Origin of the sequence: Salmonella sp. 2020_1459, assembly GCF_043847915.1 — a bacterium.
Taxonomy (GTDB): Bacteria; Pseudomonadota; Gammaproteobacteria; order Enterobacterales; family Enterobacteriaceae; genus Salmonella; species Salmonella enterica.
In genome coordinates, this window is sequence record NZ_JBCMFA010000008.1 from 136,953 (window position 1) to 152,544 (window position 15,592).

General features: G+C 54.3%; 15 protein-coding genes. 10 read left to right on the forward strand and 5 right to left on the reverse strand.

Annotation, left to right across the window (positions count from 1 at the left end; genetic code table 11):
- Window positions 1–138: 138 nt before the first annotated feature.
- Window positions 139–459, forward strand: coding sequence for a phosphate starvation-inducible protein PsiF (gene psiF / locus ACH0VJ_RS19700; protein ID WP_000705165.1), 321 nt, complete (start codon window positions 139–141; stop codon window positions 457–459).
- A gap of 91 nt (window positions 460–550) precedes the next feature.
- Window positions 551–1,663, forward strand: a complete 1,113-nt coding sequence (adrA, locus tag ACH0VJ_RS19705) for a diguanylate cyclase AdrA (RefSeq protein ID WP_000484086.1) — start codon at window positions 551–553, stop codon at window positions 1,661–1,663.
- A 14-nt stretch (window positions 1,664–1,677) separates the two neighbouring features.
- On the opposite strand, the gene proC is transcribed toward adrA, so the two are convergent.
- Window positions 1,678–2,487, reverse strand: a complete 810-nt coding sequence (gene proC / locus ACH0VJ_RS19710) for a pyrroline-5-carboxylate reductase (protein ID WP_000412195.1) — start codon at window positions 2,485–2,487, stop codon at window positions 1,678–1,680.
- 139 nt (window positions 2,488–2,626) lie between these two features.
- On the opposite strand from proC, the gene ACH0VJ_RS19715 reads away from it, so the two are divergent.
- From ACH0VJ_RS19715 to ppnP, 5 genes are all read left to right on the forward strand, one after another.
- Complete coding sequence (locus tag ACH0VJ_RS19715; protein WP_000158137.1) at window positions 2,627–3,082, forward strand: YaiI/YqxD family protein; 456 nt, start codon at window positions 2,627–2,629, stop codon at window positions 3,080–3,082.
- Between the two features lie 184 nt (window positions 3,083–3,266).
- Window positions 3,267–3,812: a shikimate kinase AroL gene (gene aroL / locus ACH0VJ_RS19720; protein WP_000983569.1), complete on the forward strand. Its 546-nt coding sequence runs from the start codon at window positions 3,267–3,269 to the stop codon at window positions 3,810–3,812.
- A gap of 26 nt (window positions 3,813–3,838) precedes the next feature.
- A complete protein-coding gene (yaiA, locus tag ACH0VJ_RS19725; RefSeq protein WP_001143163.1) occupies window positions 3,839–4,030 on the forward strand; it encodes a protein YaiA in 192 nt (63 codons plus the stop codon).
- Window positions 4,031–4,280: 250 nt separating this feature from the next.
- On the forward strand, window positions 4,281–4,958 hold the full coding sequence (locus ACH0VJ_RS19730; protein WP_001276437.1) for an AroM family protein: 678 nt from the start codon (window positions 4,281–4,283) through the stop codon (window positions 4,956–4,958).
- Window positions 4,959–5,028: 70 nt separating this feature from the next.
- Window positions 5,029–5,313 (forward strand): pyrimidine/purine nucleoside phosphorylase, encoded by a 285-nt coding sequence (gene ppnP / locus ACH0VJ_RS19735; protein ID WP_000941952.1) that lies wholly within the window; start codon window positions 5,029–5,031, stop codon window positions 5,311–5,313.
- A gap of 37 nt (window positions 5,314–5,350) precedes the next feature.
- Here ppnP and rdgC read toward each other — a convergent pair whose 3' ends face one another.
- Window positions 5,351–6,262, reverse strand: a complete 912-nt coding sequence (gene rdgC, locus ACH0VJ_RS19740; RefSeq protein ID WP_000964305.1) for a recombination-associated protein RdgC — start codon at window positions 6,260–6,262, stop codon at window positions 5,351–5,353.
- Between the two features lie 125 nt (window positions 6,263–6,387).
- On the opposite strand from rdgC, the gene mak reads away from it, so the two are divergent.
- Window positions 6,388–7,296, forward strand: coding sequence for a fructokinase (gene mak / locus ACH0VJ_RS19745; protein WP_001219277.1), 909 nt, complete (start codon window positions 6,388–6,390; stop codon window positions 7,294–7,296).
- Window positions 7,297–7,317: 21 nt separating this feature from the next.
- On the opposite strand, the gene araJ is transcribed toward mak, so the two are convergent.
- The 3 genes from araJ to sbcD form a co-directional block, all read right to left on the reverse strand.
- Window positions 7,318–8,490: an MFS transporter AraJ gene (gene araJ, locus ACH0VJ_RS19750; RefSeq protein WP_000755620.1), complete on the reverse strand. Its 1,173-nt coding sequence runs from the start codon at window positions 8,488–8,490 to the stop codon at window positions 7,318–7,320.
- A 172-nt stretch (window positions 8,491–8,662) separates the two neighbouring features.
- Complete coding sequence (sbcC, locus tag ACH0VJ_RS19755) at window positions 8,663–11,803, reverse strand: exonuclease subunit SbcC (protein ID WP_001537363.1); 3,141 nt, start codon at window positions 11,801–11,803, stop codon at window positions 8,663–8,665.
- Window positions 11,800–13,002, reverse strand: a complete 1,203-nt coding sequence (gene sbcD / locus ACH0VJ_RS19760) for an exonuclease subunit SbcD (RefSeq protein WP_001221261.1) — start codon at window positions 13,000–13,002, stop codon at window positions 11,800–11,802. Before sbcD ends, sbcC begins: the two co-directional genes overlap by 4 nt.
- A 214-nt stretch (window positions 13,003–13,216) precedes the next feature.
- Here sbcD and phoB point away from each other — a divergent pair, with 214 nt between their 5' ends.
- Entirely contained in the window at window positions 13,217–13,906 is a 690-nt protein-coding gene (gene phoB / locus ACH0VJ_RS19765) for a phosphate response regulator transcription factor PhoB (protein WP_000113921.1), read from the forward strand.
- Window positions 13,907–13,975: 69 nt separating this feature from the next.
- Complete coding sequence (gene phoR / locus ACH0VJ_RS19770) at window positions 13,976–15,271, forward strand: phosphate regulon sensor histidine kinase PhoR (protein ID WP_000893643.1); 1,296 nt, start codon at window positions 13,976–13,978, stop codon at window positions 15,269–15,271.
- The last annotated feature ends 321 nt before the right edge of the window (window positions 15,272–15,592 follow it).

The window sequence follows — 15,592 nt, forward strand, 5'->3', positions numbered from 1 at the left end:
ACATCTATTGCTAACGGTAAGTAATACTTTTACAGCCGGGTGGTATTTTTGCCAGTAACAGCCAGACTTATATAAAGTCCCTGGGATATTTCCCAAAGGGACAACGTGTAATGTGTACACTGACAAAAGGATGGTGCTATGAAAATAACATTACTGGTGACTTTACTTTTTGGCCTAGTCTTTTTAACCGCCGTCGGCGCAACCGAGAAACCGTTAACGCCGCAACAGCAGCGCATGACGACCTGTAATCAGCAGGCGACAGCGCAAGCGTTGAAAGGCGATGCGCGTAAAACCTACCTTAGCGACTGCCTGAAAAACAGTCAGTCAGCCCCTGGCGAGAAAAGCCTGACGCCGCAACAGCAGAAAATGCGTGAATGCAATGTTCAGGCGACGGAACAATCACTGAAAGGCGATGACCGTAGCAAGTTTATGAGCGCCTGCCTGAAAAAAGCGGCGTAGTGCTATCGGGTGAGTCCTGAAAAACACTCACCCGAAATTTCATACTTCCTCCATGCGCTCTGTTTCTATAATTTGGGAAAATTGTTTCTAAATGTTCCCAAAAATAATGAATGATGAAAATTTTTACCGAAAAGCGGTTGAACAGGCGGTAGCGCCGCCTGACCCTCCTGATGATCGTCAGCGCTCCGGGTTGCGCTTCGCCCGGCGCATCAGGCTACCGCGTGCGGTGGGGTTAGGGGGGATGTTTTTACCGGTGGCCGCCGTGTTAGTGACGCAACCTGTCTTTGGCGGCTGGTGGCTATTGCTGGTCGGCTGGTCTTTTGTCTGGCCGCATCTGGCATGGCAGTGGGCGGCGAAAGCCCTTGATCCGCTACGCCAGGAAATTTACAACCTGAAAGTGGATGCGATCCTCTCCGGCATGTGGATCGCGCTGATGGGCGTCAATATGTTGCCTGCCGCCGCGCTGTTTATGATGATGAGCATGAATCTGATGGGCGCTGGCGGGCGGCGGCTATTCACTGTCGGAATGGGCCTTTTGCTGGCGTCATGTCTGGTGACGTTGCAGCTTGCCGGGCTACCCGTCGCGATGCGAAGCTCGTCGCTGGAAGTCACGCTCTCTTTGCCCGTCATTATGTTGTATCCGCTTCTGTTCGCCTGGGTAAGTTACCAAACGGCCATTAAATTAGCGGAACATAAGCGACGCTTGCAGGCGATGAGCTCGCGGGATGGCATGACCGGCGTCTATAACCGACGCCACTGGGAAATTTTATTACGTAATGAATTCGATCACAGCCGACGCCACCATCGGGAGGCGACATTGTTGATTATCGATATCGATCATTTTAAGAGCATTAACGACACCTGGGGACATGATGTTGGGGATGAGGCTATTATCGCCCTGACGCGTCAATTACAGATAACGCTACGCGGGAGTGATATTATCGGGCGCTTTGGCGGCGACGAATTTGCGGTGATTATGTGCGGAACGCCGGCAGACAGCGCGATTACCGCCATGTCGCGAGTGCATGAACGGCTAAATACCTTACGCTTGCCGGGCGCGCCGCAGGTCATGTTACGTATCAGCGTGGGCGTGGCGCCGTTAACGCCACAAATCGGTCATTATCGGGAATGGCTAAAGTCTGCGGATATGGCGCTTTACAAAGCAAAGAATGCCGGACGTAACCGCACCGAAGTGGCGGCATGACGTCCAGCCGGGCTTCAGGATTTACTGAGCGCCTCTGATTTTTCCATACACTTCGTCATCGCTTCTATTACCGCAGCGCGGAAGCCACGTTCTTCCAGAACGCGTACGGCTTCAATCGTCGTTCCGCCAGGCGAGCACACCATATCTTTCAGTTCGCCGGGATGCTTTCCGGTTTCGAGTACCATTTTCGCCGACCCCATGACGGCCTGCGCGGCGAATTTATAAGCCTGAGCGCGAGGCATACCGCCCAGAACGGCAGCGTCCGCCATCGCCTCGATAAACATAAAGACATAGGCCGGCGAAGATCCGCTCACGCCAACCACCGGATGGATCATCGGCTCAGCAATCACTTCCGCCCCGCCAAAGCAGCGGAAAATATTCAGCACATCAGCCGTATCTTCCGGTGTGACCAGCGCGTTGGGCGTGACGGAGGTCATTCCTGCGTTGACCAGCGACGGCGTATTCGGCATAGCGCGAATGATTTTACGGTCGTGTCCCAGCGCGCGCGCAAGCTGATCAAGCGTTACGCCTGCGGCGATAGAGACCACCAGCGAGTCTTTGTTCAGGCTGGAGGAGATTTCACTGAGCACTTTCACCATAATGCCCGGTTTTACCGCGCCGAAAACGATATCCGCGACCTGAGCGACCTCCTGCGCGCTTTGCGCCGCATTAATGCCGTACTGATCATGCAGGGCGGCGACTTTATCGGGGGAGGGGGTATAGACCCAGATCTGGCCGGGAAGTACCTGACCGCTGGCAATCAGTCCGCCAAGAATAGCCTTGCCCATATTACCGCAGCCAATAAAACCGATTTTCTTCTCCATCTCGTCACTCCCTATGTTTGTGTGTTATGGGGAATGGTTAGCTTAACGCGGATTGAAAACGGGCAGAAGGAGAAACAGCACTTTGATGAAAGACAAAAGCGCGAGACAATAAAAGATTGTATACCGTACGGGAGACATTATGACCATCTGGGTGGATGCGGATGCGTGTCCGAATGTCATTAAAGAAATTTTGTACCGCGCCGCCGAGCGGATGCAGTTGCCGCTTATTCTGGTTGCCAATCAGGCCTTGCGCGTGCCGCCTTCGCGTTTTATCCGCACGCTTCGCGTGGCCGCCGGGTTTGACGTGGCGGATAACGAAATCGTGCGTCAATGCGAAGCGGGCGATCTGGTGATTACCGCGGATATTCCGCTGGCGGCTGAAGTGCTGGAAAAAGGCGCTGCGGCTCTTAATCCCCGGGGAGAACGCTATAGCGACGCCACGATTCGCGAACGTCTGACGATGCGTGACTTTATGGACACGCTACGCGCCAGCGGCGTACAAACGGGGGGGCCAAACACTCTCTCGCCGCGCGATCGTCAGCATTTTGCCGCCGAGCTGGATAAGTGGTGGCTGGAAAGCCAGCGTAAAAAATAAATCATGTAATGAAAAATTTACAGTTTATTCATTTCTGATTCTTGCTATAGTACTAATATTGTGACTTTAGTACCTTTGTGTAAATTATTATTTACATTTATGCGTTGTACTAGTTAGATGATATGATTATAACATTGCTGATATCAAATCCTGCGTATGCGCAGTTCCTGGGGGAACGCCTGCTATGATGCAACCTCTTTATCTTGTTGGCCCGCGGGGCTGTGGGAAAACCACCATCGGTATGGCGCTGGCGCAGGCAACCGGTTTTCGGTTTGCAGATACCGACCGCTGGCTGCAATCGCACGTGCAGATGAGCGTCGCTGATATCGTTGAAAAAGAAGGCTGGGGAGGGTTCCGCGCCCGGGAAACCGCGGCCCTGGAGGCGGTAAGCGCGCCTTCGACTGTCGTGGCGACGGGAGGCGGTATTATTCTCACGGAGTATAACCGACGTTATATGCACCGTGTTGGCGTAGTGATTTATCTGTGCGCGCCGGTATCCACGCTGGTTAACCGGCTTGAGGCTGAACCTGAAGCGGATCTGCGCCCGACCCTCACCGGCAAGCCGTTGAGCGAAGAGGTTCGGGAAGTGCTTGAGCAGCGTGACGCGTTGTATCGCGAAACGGCGCATTACATTATTGACGCGACGAAAGCGCCGGCCCAGGTCGTTTCTGAAATTATTGCGGCGCTGCCGCCGTCGACGCAACGGTTACAGGGAGATGTCTATACTTAACGCTCACCCAGAATAAAGGAAACGCTATGCCAACCAGACCACCTTATCCGCGGGAAGCTTATATCGTCACCATTGAAAAAGGCACGCCGGGCCAGACGGTGACGTGGTATCAGCTACGGGCTGACCATCCGAAACCTGATTCGCTCATCAGCGAGCATCCGACCGCAGAAGAAGCGATGGATGCGAAAAATCGTTACGAAGATCCGGATAAATCATAGACGCATGAACCACTCGGAAGGGATTCTGAGTACCCCTAAATTGTATCTCCATCACATTCTTGAAACATTTATACTGGCAACTAAAACCGTAAATTAAGCGATAACAATACAATATTGGAGTTATTTGGAATCTTTACACAATACGTTGCTCATCTGCTGCTACGCTTTCTGAGATTTGTAGGGCAGGTAGCGCGGTGAGCGTGTGAATATTTGCCCGGGAATTACGACGAAGTAATAAGGTGGAATAAAAATGAGTGCGTCGTTGGCAATCCTCACAATCGGCGTTGTGCCAATGAGCGAAGTGTTACCGCTTCTGACGGAATACATCGACGAACAACACATCACCCATCATAGCCTGCTGGGAAAAATGAGCCGGGAAGACGTTATGGCGGATTACGCTGTAGAGCCTGGCGACGATCCGCTTTTGACGTTGCTGAATGATAACCAGATAGCCCATGTTTCCCGCCAGAAAGTGGAGCGAGATTTACAGAGCGTTGTCGAGGTGCTGGATAATCAGGGTTACGATGTCATTATACTGATGAGCACCGCGGCGATTAAAAGTATGGCAGCCCGTAATTCTATTTTGCTTGAACCGCTGCGTATTATTCCACCGCTTGTCGCCTCTATTGTGGATGGACATCAGGTGGGCGTGATTGTGCCTGTTGCAGAACTTCTGGCGGCCCAGGAGAAAAAATGGCAGGTATTGCAAATGCCGCCGGTGTATTCGCTGGCGAATCCGGTTCACGGTTCTGAGCAACAGTTAATTGATGCCGGACAGGCGCTACTGGATCAAGGCGCGGACGTCATTATGCTGGATTGTCTGGGTTTTCATCAGCGTCATCGGGATATTTTACAGCAGGCGCTGGATGTGCCGGTTTTACTCTCTAACGTTTTGATTGCGCGGTTAGCTTCAGAACTGCTTGTCTAATTTTACGTGACAGGCCGAACGTCAGGACTCTATATTGGGTGTTAATTTAATAATGAGACGGGGCCTGATTATGCTACAAAGCAATGAATACTTTTCCGGGAAAGTTAAGTCTATTGGATTTACCAGCAGTAGCACCGGCCGGGCCAGCGTTGGTGTGATGGCGGAAGGGGAGTATACATTTGGCACCGCCGAACCCGAAGAGATGACGGTTGTGAGCGGCGCGTTGAAGGTACTGTTGCCGGGAACTGTCGAATGGAAAGTGTATACAGCCGGTGAGGTGTTTAACGTGCCTGGCCACAGCGAGTTTCATCTCCAGGTTGCTGAGCCCGCCTCGTATCTGTGCCGCTATTTGTAACGGTGAGTCCCCTCTCCGGCGGAGAGGGGCCCTCTGGTTAGCGCTGCGCTTCGCCGCCTAATCCTTCCACCAGGCTTTGAATCAGCGCCGCCAGCTCGCCGGTCATCAGGATAAAGTCCGCGTCAAAACGTTGGGCAAAATCTTCCCGGTCGATATCTTCGTTCTGGTCGCGCAGCTCATCGCAGAATTTCAGACGCTTAATGGAGCCGTCATCGCACATGACGAATTGAATGCGCTGCTGCCAGTCGAGCGCCAGCTTCGTGACCACTTTACCCGCTTCAATATGAACGGCGATCTCGTCGCTGACCAGATCCTGCTTTTTCGCGCGGATCACGCCGCCATCTTCCAGCATCGCTTTCAATTCGGCTTCGTCCAGCAACTGGAAACCCTGAGCGACCGTACCGGAGCGCACCCACTCGGTGAGCGTCAGCTCAATCGGATTTTCCAGCGCCAGCGGGACGACCGGCAGCGAGCCAAGACTTTTACGCAGTAGCGCCAAAGTATCTTCCGCTTTTTTCGCGCTGGCGCAGTCAACCATAATCAGGCCGTTAACGGTATCAATCCACATCATTGTCTGACTGAAGCGGCTAAACGCGCGCGGCAGCAACGAATGCAACACTTCATCCTTCAGGGAATCTTTTTCCGTCTTCTTCAGCTTGCGTCCCTGATCGGCTTCCAGTTTCTGGATTTTCGCCTCCAGTGCCTGTTTGATCACTGGCGATGGCAGGATTTTCTCTTCTTTGCGCGCGCAAATAATAATTTGACCATTGGCGGTGTGCGTTAACGCATCGCTGTGAGAGCCCATCGGCGGAACCCAGCCCATTTTGGCCATATCCTGGCTACCGCATGGGGTAAACGTCATTGAGGCGAGCTGTTTCTCCATCTCTTCGGCGCGTAATGTAATATCGCGGCTAAGACGGTAAACCATTAAATTTTTGAACCACAGCATGATAATTTCCACGGCCTTGTCGTTAAATCCAGGCGGTATAGTAACGAATTGTCGGCAGGCTTGCATTGCCAATCAGAACGGTGAATTCTACCCTGTTGATATTCCCAAAAAATGAGGAGCGGTATGTGCGTATTGGTATCGATTTAGGCGGCACAAAAACGGAAGTCATTGCGCTTGATGATGCAGGAGAGCAGCGGTTTCGCCATCGTCTGCCTACGCCGCGGGAGGATTATCAGCAAACGATAGAAACCATCGCTACGCTGGTCGACATGGCGGAACAGGCGACCGGCCAGACCGGTAGCGTCGGCATTGGCATTCCCGGTTCTCTCTCGCCTTACACCGGCGTGGTGAAAAACGCTAACTCTACGTGGCTTAACGGCCAGCCGTTCGATAGCGATGTGAGCCGTCGTCTGAAGCGTGAAGTGCGGTTAGCCAACGATGCCAATTGCCTGGCGGTATCAGAGGCGGTGGATGGCGCGGCGGCGGGGGCGCAAACGGTATTTGCGGTGATTATCGGTACCGGGTGTGGCGCGGGCGTAGCGCTAAATGGCCGGGCGCACATCGGCGGCAACGGTACGGCAGGTGAATGGGGCCACAATCCGTTGCCGTGGATGGATGACGATGAGTTGCGTTACCGCGAAGAAATTCCCTGTTATTGCGGTAAACAAGGCTGTATCGAAACCTTTATTTCCGGTACGGGATTTGCCACGGATTACCAGCGTTTGAGCGGTAACGCGCTAAAAGGCGATGAGATTATTCGTCTGGTCGACGCGCAGGACGCCGTGGCGGAACTGGCGTTAAGCCGTTATGAGCTGCGGCTGGCGAAAGCATTATCTCATGTCGTGAATATTCTGGATCCGGATGTCATTGTGCTGGGCGGCGGTATGAGCAATGTTGAGCGCCTGTACAAGACGGTTCCGTCGCTGATGAAATCGTTTGTTTTTGGCGGCGAGTGCGAGACGCCGGTACGTAAGGCGCGGCATGGCGATTCGAGCGGCGTGCGCGGCGCGGCCTGGCTGTGGCCGCTGGCGTAACGTTGTTAGCCGGATGGCGCGTCATCCGGCAACCGGCGTGACCGATGGCTGCTTGTGTTTTAGACGTCCGTATACCAGCAACGACGACATGGCGGAAAACGAGAGCAGGGCGGCGGGAAGCGCCACATAGTGGTACGCAAAACCTAGTGTCAGCATCAGCCCGCCGCACCAGGCGCCAATCGCGCTACCGAGATTAAACGCGATTTGCCCTCCCGCCGCGCCCAGCAGTTCGCCGCCTTTGGCGTTTTGCAGTAGCAGGATTTGCAGCGGCGCAGAGAGCGCAAACAGACCAGCGCAGCAGATAAACGCGAAAGTCAGCGATGTCGTTTTGTATCCGCTGAAGAAAAAGAGCGCCATGAGAGAAAGCACGATAACGAGGTCAGTCACTACCGCGATGCGCAGCGGAGTATATCTGCCGGAGAGTTTGCCGCTTAACAGATTGCCTAACACCATCCCCAGCCCGACCAGCATCATAATAAACGTCATGCTCGTCTCCGAAAAACCGGAGATGTACATCATAAATGGCTTGATATAGCTGAACCAGGCAAAAACGCCCGCATTGCCGAACATCGTGGCGGCGAAAATGAGCCACGGCGAGGGGCTACGCAAGAAGTGAAACTGCTCGCGCAGGCTGCCTTGGGCTTTGTCGCGAATATCCGGCACCCAGAAGAAAATTGCGGTGAGCACGGCGATGTTGAAAACCGCGATCAATAAAAAGGTGTAGCGCCAGCTAAATTCCTGGCTCAGGTAAGTGCCGAACGGAATGCCCACCAGATTCGCCACCGTCATCCCTGAAACCATACCCGCGACGGCGGCGGTGACCTTCCCGGGGCGGATAATCTTTGACAAGACAATGGCGCCGACGCCAAAAAAGGCACCGTGCGGAAAGCCGGAAACCAGTCTGCCGACGGCGAGCATCAGATATGACGAGGAAAAGGTAAATATGGCATTGCCCATCACGCACAACATGACCAGAAACAACAGTATATGTTTAAGCGAAAAGCGGCTGGAAAAGAGCGCCATAACAGGCGCGCCCAGCACGACGCCGAAGGCGTAAAACGAGATCATATGCCCGGCGGCGGGAATTGTTATCCCGACATCGCGTGCCAGCTCCGTCAGCACGCCCATAATGCCAAACTCGGCCATCCCCAGTCCGAACGTACCCAGCGCCAAAGAAAAAATAACTTTTTTCATACCACCTGCCGAAAATAAAGGCGCATGTTGCGCGCTGTGGCTGTGAATTGTCACAGCCAATCAACGTATAGCTTGCGGATAAGCGCGAGGTAATACCATTCCTTATCCGTCTTTGTGTATTCATTATTATGCTATGTCATGACGGTATGCTGTGCGCAGGATGACACTCGTGTTACTCCACGGCAAACGCTTTGTCCAGTTTGCTATAACCAAGCCCATTGATTTTTTTCACTTTTATCTGCACAGGGATACGTTCTTTCATGGCTTCCACGTGACTAATCACACCGATGGTCTTCCCGCTGGCATTCAGCGCATCGAGCGCATCCAGCGCGGCGTCCAGCGTTTCGCTATCAAGCGTGCCGAAGCCTTCGTCGAGGAACAAAGAATCAATGCGCGTTTTATGGCTGACCAAATCTGATAACGCCAGCGCCAGCGCCAGGCTGACCAGGAAACTTTCGCCGCCTGATAACGTTCGCGTATCGCGCACGGCGTCGGCCTGCCAGGTATCGACAACCTCCAGTTCCAGCGCGTCGCTGGCTTTGCGCTGCAATAAATAGCGGCCATGCAGGCGGGTGAGCTGATGATTCGCCAGCCAGACCAGATTATCCAGCGTCAGTCCCTGGGCGAATTTGCGGAACTTATCACCTTCTTTAGAGCCGATCAGCGCATTGAGATAGCCCCAGTCTTCCGCTTGCTGAGAGGCTTGCTTCATTTCCGTCATCAGCGCGCGTTGGCGCTGCCGATTATCTGCATCCTGTTTAATTTGCTGGCGGATTTCCCCCTGGCGTGTCGTGTTCTCGCGCAGTTGTTGCGCCAACTGCGTCAGCCGCTGCGCGAGCTGCTCCGCCGTACACGTTGGGTCCAGACCTGCGGGCGGCTGTTGCTGATGGTCAGCCAGCGCCTGCGCGGACTGCGCGCTTAACGCCTTCGCTTGTTGTAGCTGACTTTCCAGCGTTTGTTGTTGTTTTTCCAGACGGGTCACGGTCTCTTCATCCAGCAACGCCGCCAGGAACGTTGCCTGGCTGTCAAACGGGCTATTTTTTAACGCCGCATCAAAGTGCGCTATCGCCTCGGCGGCGCGCTGCTGCTCCTGCGTCGTTTGTTCCTGCAGGGTTTGCAACTGGCTTTGTAATGACACGCACTCATCATGCGCCTGCCGCCAGTTATCCAGCGGCACGTCGTCGTCGGAATCCGCGGTATCCGTTTGCGGTAGCGTCTCCAGCAACGGGGCAAGCCTGTCGATCTGCATTTGCAAATCCGCGAACTCTGTCTGACGCTGTTGCCATATTTTCGCTTCGTCGGCGCGCTCATTCAGCCACGAAGCCTCGTCTTCTGGCGCAGGAAGGGAAAGCGTATACTGCGCCAAATCTGCCGTCAGCGACGCCTGACGCTGCGCAATCTGCGCGGTAAAGCGCGCTACCTGTTCAGTATGCGCCGCGATTTGCGTTTGTAGAGCATGACGCTGGCTGAGCTGATCCAACTGTTGCTCATGCTCTTCCGCGGCGGTCAGCCAGCCCGCGAGGTCTTCTTGCGGCTGGAGCTGAACGCCCAGCGTAGCGCACAGCGTTTGCCATTCCTCAGTAAGCGCTTGCTCCTCCTGCAACAACGACTGCGCCTCGCTTTCATCCCGCTGTAATTGTTGCGTTAAGGCATCTAACTGTCCTCGCAGCGCCGCGCCTTCTTCCGCCAGCGTTTTGACCTCTTTTTCCAGCGCGTCGCGGCGGGTTTGATTCGCGCTCAGTTCCAGCGCCTGATAGGCGGCGATGGCGGGGTGCGTCGTCGAGCCGCAAAGCGGACACGGCTGGCCGGACTGTAAGTGCGCCCGCTGGCTTTCCAGATCTTTGATGCGCGCCTCCTGCTCGCAAATAGTGCGAACGTCCGCAAGCTCCTGCGCTTTAGTCTTATAACTCAAACGCTTATCCGCCAGACGTTGGGTGTATTGCGCCTGCTCCTGATGATGACGCGCGATAGCTGCCTGTAGCTGCGCCTGACGCTTTTGTTTCGGGAGAATTTGCCCCTGAAGCGCGGCGAGACGATGGCGTAGCGGACGCTGCCGGGTATGCAATGCTCTGGCTTCCGCCAGCGCCTGTGGCGTGAGGTCGAGCGTGAGCGGCGGTAGCGCATCACGCTGACGCGTATCGCTCAGCAACTGCTGTTGCCATTGGCTCAGTTGCGCCCGATCGTGGGATTGTTGTGTTAATAATGCTCGCCACCCCGCCAGTTCGCTGCGCCAGACGCGGATGCCGTCGTGTTCCGCCAGCCATGTCTTCAACCGCTGCCCTGTGGCGTTCAGTTGCGTGAATTGTCGATGCGCGCAGGCGCGGATACGCTGGCGCAGGCGATACGCGCTTTGTAAGCGAGCATTCACTTCATCACTGTGCTGGCGAACACGCTCAACGGCGCGGGTTTGTTCCTGAATGCGCTCCCAGTGCGGGCGCAACTGGCGAGCAGGTTGCGCCAGTGTCAACGCCGCGAGCTGCGGCTGCGCTTTTTCTCGCGCCTCTTGCGCCGCGTACAGCGCCTGCTGCCGGGCGTGTAATTCAGTGTGGAGCTCGTTTTTTCGGGTCAGCCAGTGAAGGTGCTGCTGCTGTCCCTGCTGGTCGGCCAGCAGGCGTTTCTCTTCGTCAGTAAGCGCCTGCAAACTGGCTTCCAGTTGCTGTAACTGTTCGTCCGCCAATAGGGCGACGCCGCTGGCCTGCGCTTGTAACTTTTCCAGTTCGAGACGGGCTGATTTATGTTTTTCAAATACCTGTGCGGAGATCTGCCCGTAAATCTCAGTGCCGGTGAGCTCCTCCAGAAGCTCTGCGCGCTCTTTCGCTTTGGCGTTAAGAAAGGCGGCGAACTGCCCCTGTGATAACAACATCGAACGGGTGAAGCGCCCGTAGTCCAGCCCGGTCAACGTGGCGATCATCTCCAGTTTATCCTTTACCTTATCGGCAAAGATCTTTCCGTCTGAACACCGTGCCAGCTCTACGCGTGGGGCCTGGAGATTGCCGTCAGGCTGATTTCGGGCTCGGTTCTGGCTCCAGAACGCGCGCCAGGCTTCGCCTTTTACCTCAAACTCCACTTCGGCCAGACATTCCGCTGTATCGCGCGTCATCAAATCGTTTTGCGATTGCGATACCGTATTCAGGCGCGGCGTTTCGTGGTACAGCGCCAGGCAGATGGCGTCAAGCAAGGTGGTTTTTCCCGCGCCGGTCGGGCCGGTAATGGCGAATAACCCGTTACTGGCAAACGGTTCGGCGGTAAAGTCGACCTTCCATTCTCCTTTCAGCGAGTTCAGGTTTTTCAGACGCAAACTGAGAATTTTCATGCCTCATGCTCCTCATTCAACGCGTAGAGCGTGCTGGAAAAGAGCTGATTCAGGCGCTCGCGCTGCGGGGGATCTAACGCTTCCAGCGCCAGACGCCGCGCAAAAACCTCCTCCACGCTAAGCTCGCTTAATGTTTCCCGCCGCTCGTTCGCCAGCGAGCGCTCGCGCTGTTCGCGGCTACGGCGCACCAGTAATACCTCTACGGGGAGTGACTCCGTTAATGTCTGTATTCTGCGTTGGATATCGTGCAGATAATCATCGGTGGTGATTTCAATATCCAGCCAGACGGGGGGCGATTGCTCAACGCCGCGCCACTGCTCAAGCTGTTCGGTAATTGACGCCAGGTCGCCTTTTAAAACCGCCAGCGGTTGAGTCACGGGGACAGCCAGACTTTCGGTACTTTGCCATTTCCCCTGCTCGAAGGTCACCAGATGCACGCATTTGCTTTTGCCGCACTCATCAAAGCTGAGGGCGATGGGTGAGCCGCAATAGCGGATATGCTCCGTGCCGCCGACACATTGCGCGCGGTGAATGTGTCCCAATGCGATATAATCCGCGGGGGGGAAATGCTGCGCCGGAAAGGCATCCAGCGTACCGATATAAATGTCGCGAACCGCATCGCTTTTGCTGGCGCCGACGGTGGTTAAATGTCCCGTCGCGATAACCGGCAGCTTTCGTTCGCCGCGTAGCTGGCACGCTTCCTGATACTGCTGTTGATAATAATCGGCAATCGCATGAAGAAGTTGCTGCTGTTTCTCGCTGCCGGATAATCCCGCCTGACTGGTAATAATGTCGCGCGGGCGCAAAAAGGGAATGGGGCACAGTACGGCGCCCGGAGACCCGTCGCGACGATGAAGTAGCCGCGGCGCATAGCCCGCGCTGGCGATCACGGTTGTATTGAGAAACGCCAGAATGTCGCGCGATTCGTTTAGCGTGGCGACGGAATCATGATTACCGGCCAGCACCACCAGATGACAGCCCGTTTGCTGTAAATTAACGACGAAACGGTTATAAAGTTCTCGGGCATAGCTTGGAGGCGAACCGGTATCAAAAATATCGCCAGCGACAATAATGGCATCCACCTGATGGGCCTGCGCGGTCTCCAGCAGCCAGTCCAGAAAAGCCTGATGCTCCGCGGCGCGGCTTTTACTGTAGAAATTTTGTCCCAGATGCCAGTCAGAGGTGTGGAGGATGCGCATAATTGTTCCATGCAAAAAAAGCGTGAACGGGATTATACACGTCATCCCTTCCATTTTTGGGCGCAATTTACCGCCGGTACACGGTAATGCATGGTTTCACCGGTGTCATAAATCATCAACATGCTGTCAATGCCGCCTTTTTTTTTCATAAATCTGTCATAAATCTGACGCATAATGGCGCGGCATTGATAACTAACGACTAACAGGGCAAATTATGGCGAGACGTATTCTGGTCGTAGAAGATGAGGCGCCGATCCGTGAAATGGTGTGCTTCGTGCTCGAACAAAATGGCTTTCAGCCCGTAGAAGCCGAAGATTATGACAGTGCGGTGAATAAACTTAATGAACCCTGGCCGGATCTCATCCTTCTTGACTGGATGTTGCCCGGCGGGTCAGGGTTACAGTTTATTAAACATCTCAAACGTGAAGCCATGACCCGGGATATTCCTGTGGTTATGCTGACCGCAAGAGGTGAGGAAGAAGATCGTGTGCGCGGGCTGGAAACCGGCGCTGACGATTACATTACCAAGCCGTTTTCCCCCAAGGAGTTGGTGGCGCGCATTAAAGCCGTTATGCGGCGCATCTCGCCGATGGCGGTCGAAGAGGTGATCGAGATGCAGGGACTGAGCCTTGATCCCGGCTCTCACCGCGTGATGACCGGCGACAGCCCGCTGGATATGGGGCCGACCGAATTTAAATTACTCCATTTCTTTATGACGCACCCGGAACGGGTTTACAGTCGCGAGCAGCTACTCAATCATGTCTGGGGCACCAATGTGTACGTTGAAGACCGGACGGTCGACGTGCATATTCGCCGTTTGCGTAAGGCGCTGGAGCACAGCGGCCACGACCGGATGGTGCAAACGGTACGCGGGACAGGGTATCGTTTTTCGACCCGCTTTTAATGCCTTTTCCGCCAGTAGAACACAGGTTTCTGGCGGAGAAGGCTTTCCATTCTTGAGGGAGTATGACGCGTGCTGGAACGGCTGTCATGGAAAAGGCTGGTGCTGGAGCTGGTGCTCTGTTGCATCCCCGCGCTTATCCTTAGCGCTTTTTTTGGTTATCTGCCGTGGTTTTTACTGGCGGCGGTGACGGGACTGCTTGTCTGGCATTTCTGGAATTTGTTACGCCTCTCCTGGTGGCTTTGGGTCGACAGAAGTATGACGCCGCCGCCGGGACGGGGAAGTTGGGAACCGCTGTTATACGGTTTACACCAGATGCAGTTGCGAAATAAGAAGCGTCGCCGCGAGCTGGGGAACCTGATTAAACGTTTTCGCAGTGGCGCGGAGTCGCTGCCTGATGCCGTGGTACTGACCACAGAAGAGGGCGGCATTTTTTGGTGTAACGGTTTGGCGCAACAGATACTGGGGCTACGCTGGCCGGATGACAACGGGCAGAATATTCTCAATCTACTGCGTTATCCGGAGTTTACCCAGTATTTAAAAACGCGTGATTTCACCCGTCCGCTTCATTTGGTGCTCAATACCGGGCGGCATCTGGAGATCCGCGTCATGCCTTATACCGATAAACAACTCCTGATGGTGGCGCGCGATGTGACGCAAATGCATCAGCTTGAAGGCGCCAGACGTAACTTTTTCGCCAACGTTAGCCATGAGTTGCGTACGCCCTTGACGGTATTGCAAGGCTATCTGGAAATGATGCAGGAACAGGCGCTGGAAGGGGCGACGCGAGAGAAAGCGCTGCATACGATGCGCGAGCAAACGTATCGTATGGAAGGGCTGGTAAAACAACTGCTTACGCTGTCTAAAATTGAGGCGGCCCCGGCGCTGTTATTAAATGAAAAAGTGGATGTACCGATGATGCTGCGGGTCGTGGAGCGTGAAGCGCAGACGCTCAGCCAGCAGAAACATACCTTTACGTTTGAGGTCGACGATAGTCTTAGCGTTCTGGGCAACGAAGAGCAGCTACGTAGCGCGATCTCAAACCTGGTGTATAACGCGGTAAACCATACGCCGGCGGGAACGCATATTACGGTGAGCTGGCGACGTGCCGCGCATGGCGCTGAATTTTGCATTCAAGATAACGGTCCGGGGATTGCTGCCGAGCATATTCCTCGTCTGACCGAACGCTTCTACCGCGTCGATAAAGCGCGTTCGCGGCAAACGGGCGGCAGCGGCCTGGGATTGGCGATTGTGAAACATGCGTTGAATCACCATGAAAGCCGCCTTCAAATCGACAGTTCGCCTGGCAAAGGAACGCGATTTAGCTTTGTGCTGCCGGAACGTTTAATTGCCAAAAATAGCGATTAATTGCCTTTCGTAAGTATAACTTTCCATAAGCCAGCGGATGCTGGCTTATTTTCTTTGCAGTTAAGACGGGCTCGTTGAAACATTCAACGTTTGGTGATTTTTTGTTCGCATGATTAGCCATAACTTTTTCATGAGAATGGTGTTTTATTCTGGTTGTAAATTTCATATCGCTATATTCATCTGGTTTTTAGATCCCACCTTGCTTTAAAACGTTATAAGCGTTTAAATTGCGCTTCAGGTGCTGTCATTACGACTGCATTTGCGCGGTAAATCGAAAAACAATTCTTCGCCGCATCGGTCCGGGAGCTTTTCCCGCTGAAA

Excerpts from the sequence above, each read along its gene's own strand:
- psiF (WP_000705165.1), top strand. The coding sequence starts at position 139 with ATGAAAATAACATTACTGGTGACTTTACTTTTTGGCCTAGTCTTTTTA.
- adrA (WP_000484086.1), top strand. The coding sequence starts at position 551 with ATGTTCCCAAAAATAATGAATGATGAAAATTTTTACCGAAAAGCGGTT.
- proC (WP_000412195.1), bottom strand. The coding sequence starts at position 2,487 with ATGGAGAAGAAAATCGGTTTTATTGGCTGCGGTAATATGGGCAAGGCT.
- ACH0VJ_RS19715 (WP_000158137.1), top strand. The coding sequence starts at position 2,627 with ATGACCATCTGGGTGGATGCGGATGCGTGTCCGAATGTCATTAAAGAA.
- aroL (WP_000983569.1), top strand. The coding sequence starts at position 3,267 with ATGATGCAACCTCTTTATCTTGTTGGCCCGCGGGGCTGTGGGAAAACC.
- yaiA (WP_001143163.1), top strand. The coding sequence starts at position 3,839 with ATGCCAACCAGACCACCTTATCCGCGGGAAGCTTATATCGTCACCATT.
- ACH0VJ_RS19730 (WP_001276437.1), top strand. The coding sequence starts at position 4,281 with ATGAGTGCGTCGTTGGCAATCCTCACAATCGGCGTTGTGCCAATGAGC.
- ppnP (WP_000941952.1), top strand. The coding sequence starts at position 5,029 with ATGCTACAAAGCAATGAATACTTTTCCGGGAAAGTTAAGTCTATTGGA.
- rdgC (WP_000964305.1), bottom strand. The coding sequence starts at position 6,262 with ATGCTGTGGTTCAAAAATTTAATGGTTTACCGTCTTAGCCGCGATATT.
- araJ (WP_000755620.1), bottom strand. The coding sequence starts at position 8,490 with ATGAAAAAAGTTATTTTTTCTTTGGCGCTGGGTACGTTCGGACTGGGG.
- sbcC (WP_001537363.1), bottom strand. The coding sequence starts at position 11,803 with ATGAAAATTCTCAGTTTGCGTCTGAAAAACCTGAACTCGCTGAAAGGA.
- sbcD (WP_001221261.1), bottom strand. The coding sequence starts at position 13,002 with ATGCGCATCCTCCACACCTCTGACTGGCATCTGGGACAAAATTTCTAC.
- phoB (WP_000113921.1), top strand. The coding sequence starts at position 13,217 with ATGGCGAGACGTATTCTGGTCGTAGAAGATGAGGCGCCGATCCGTGAA.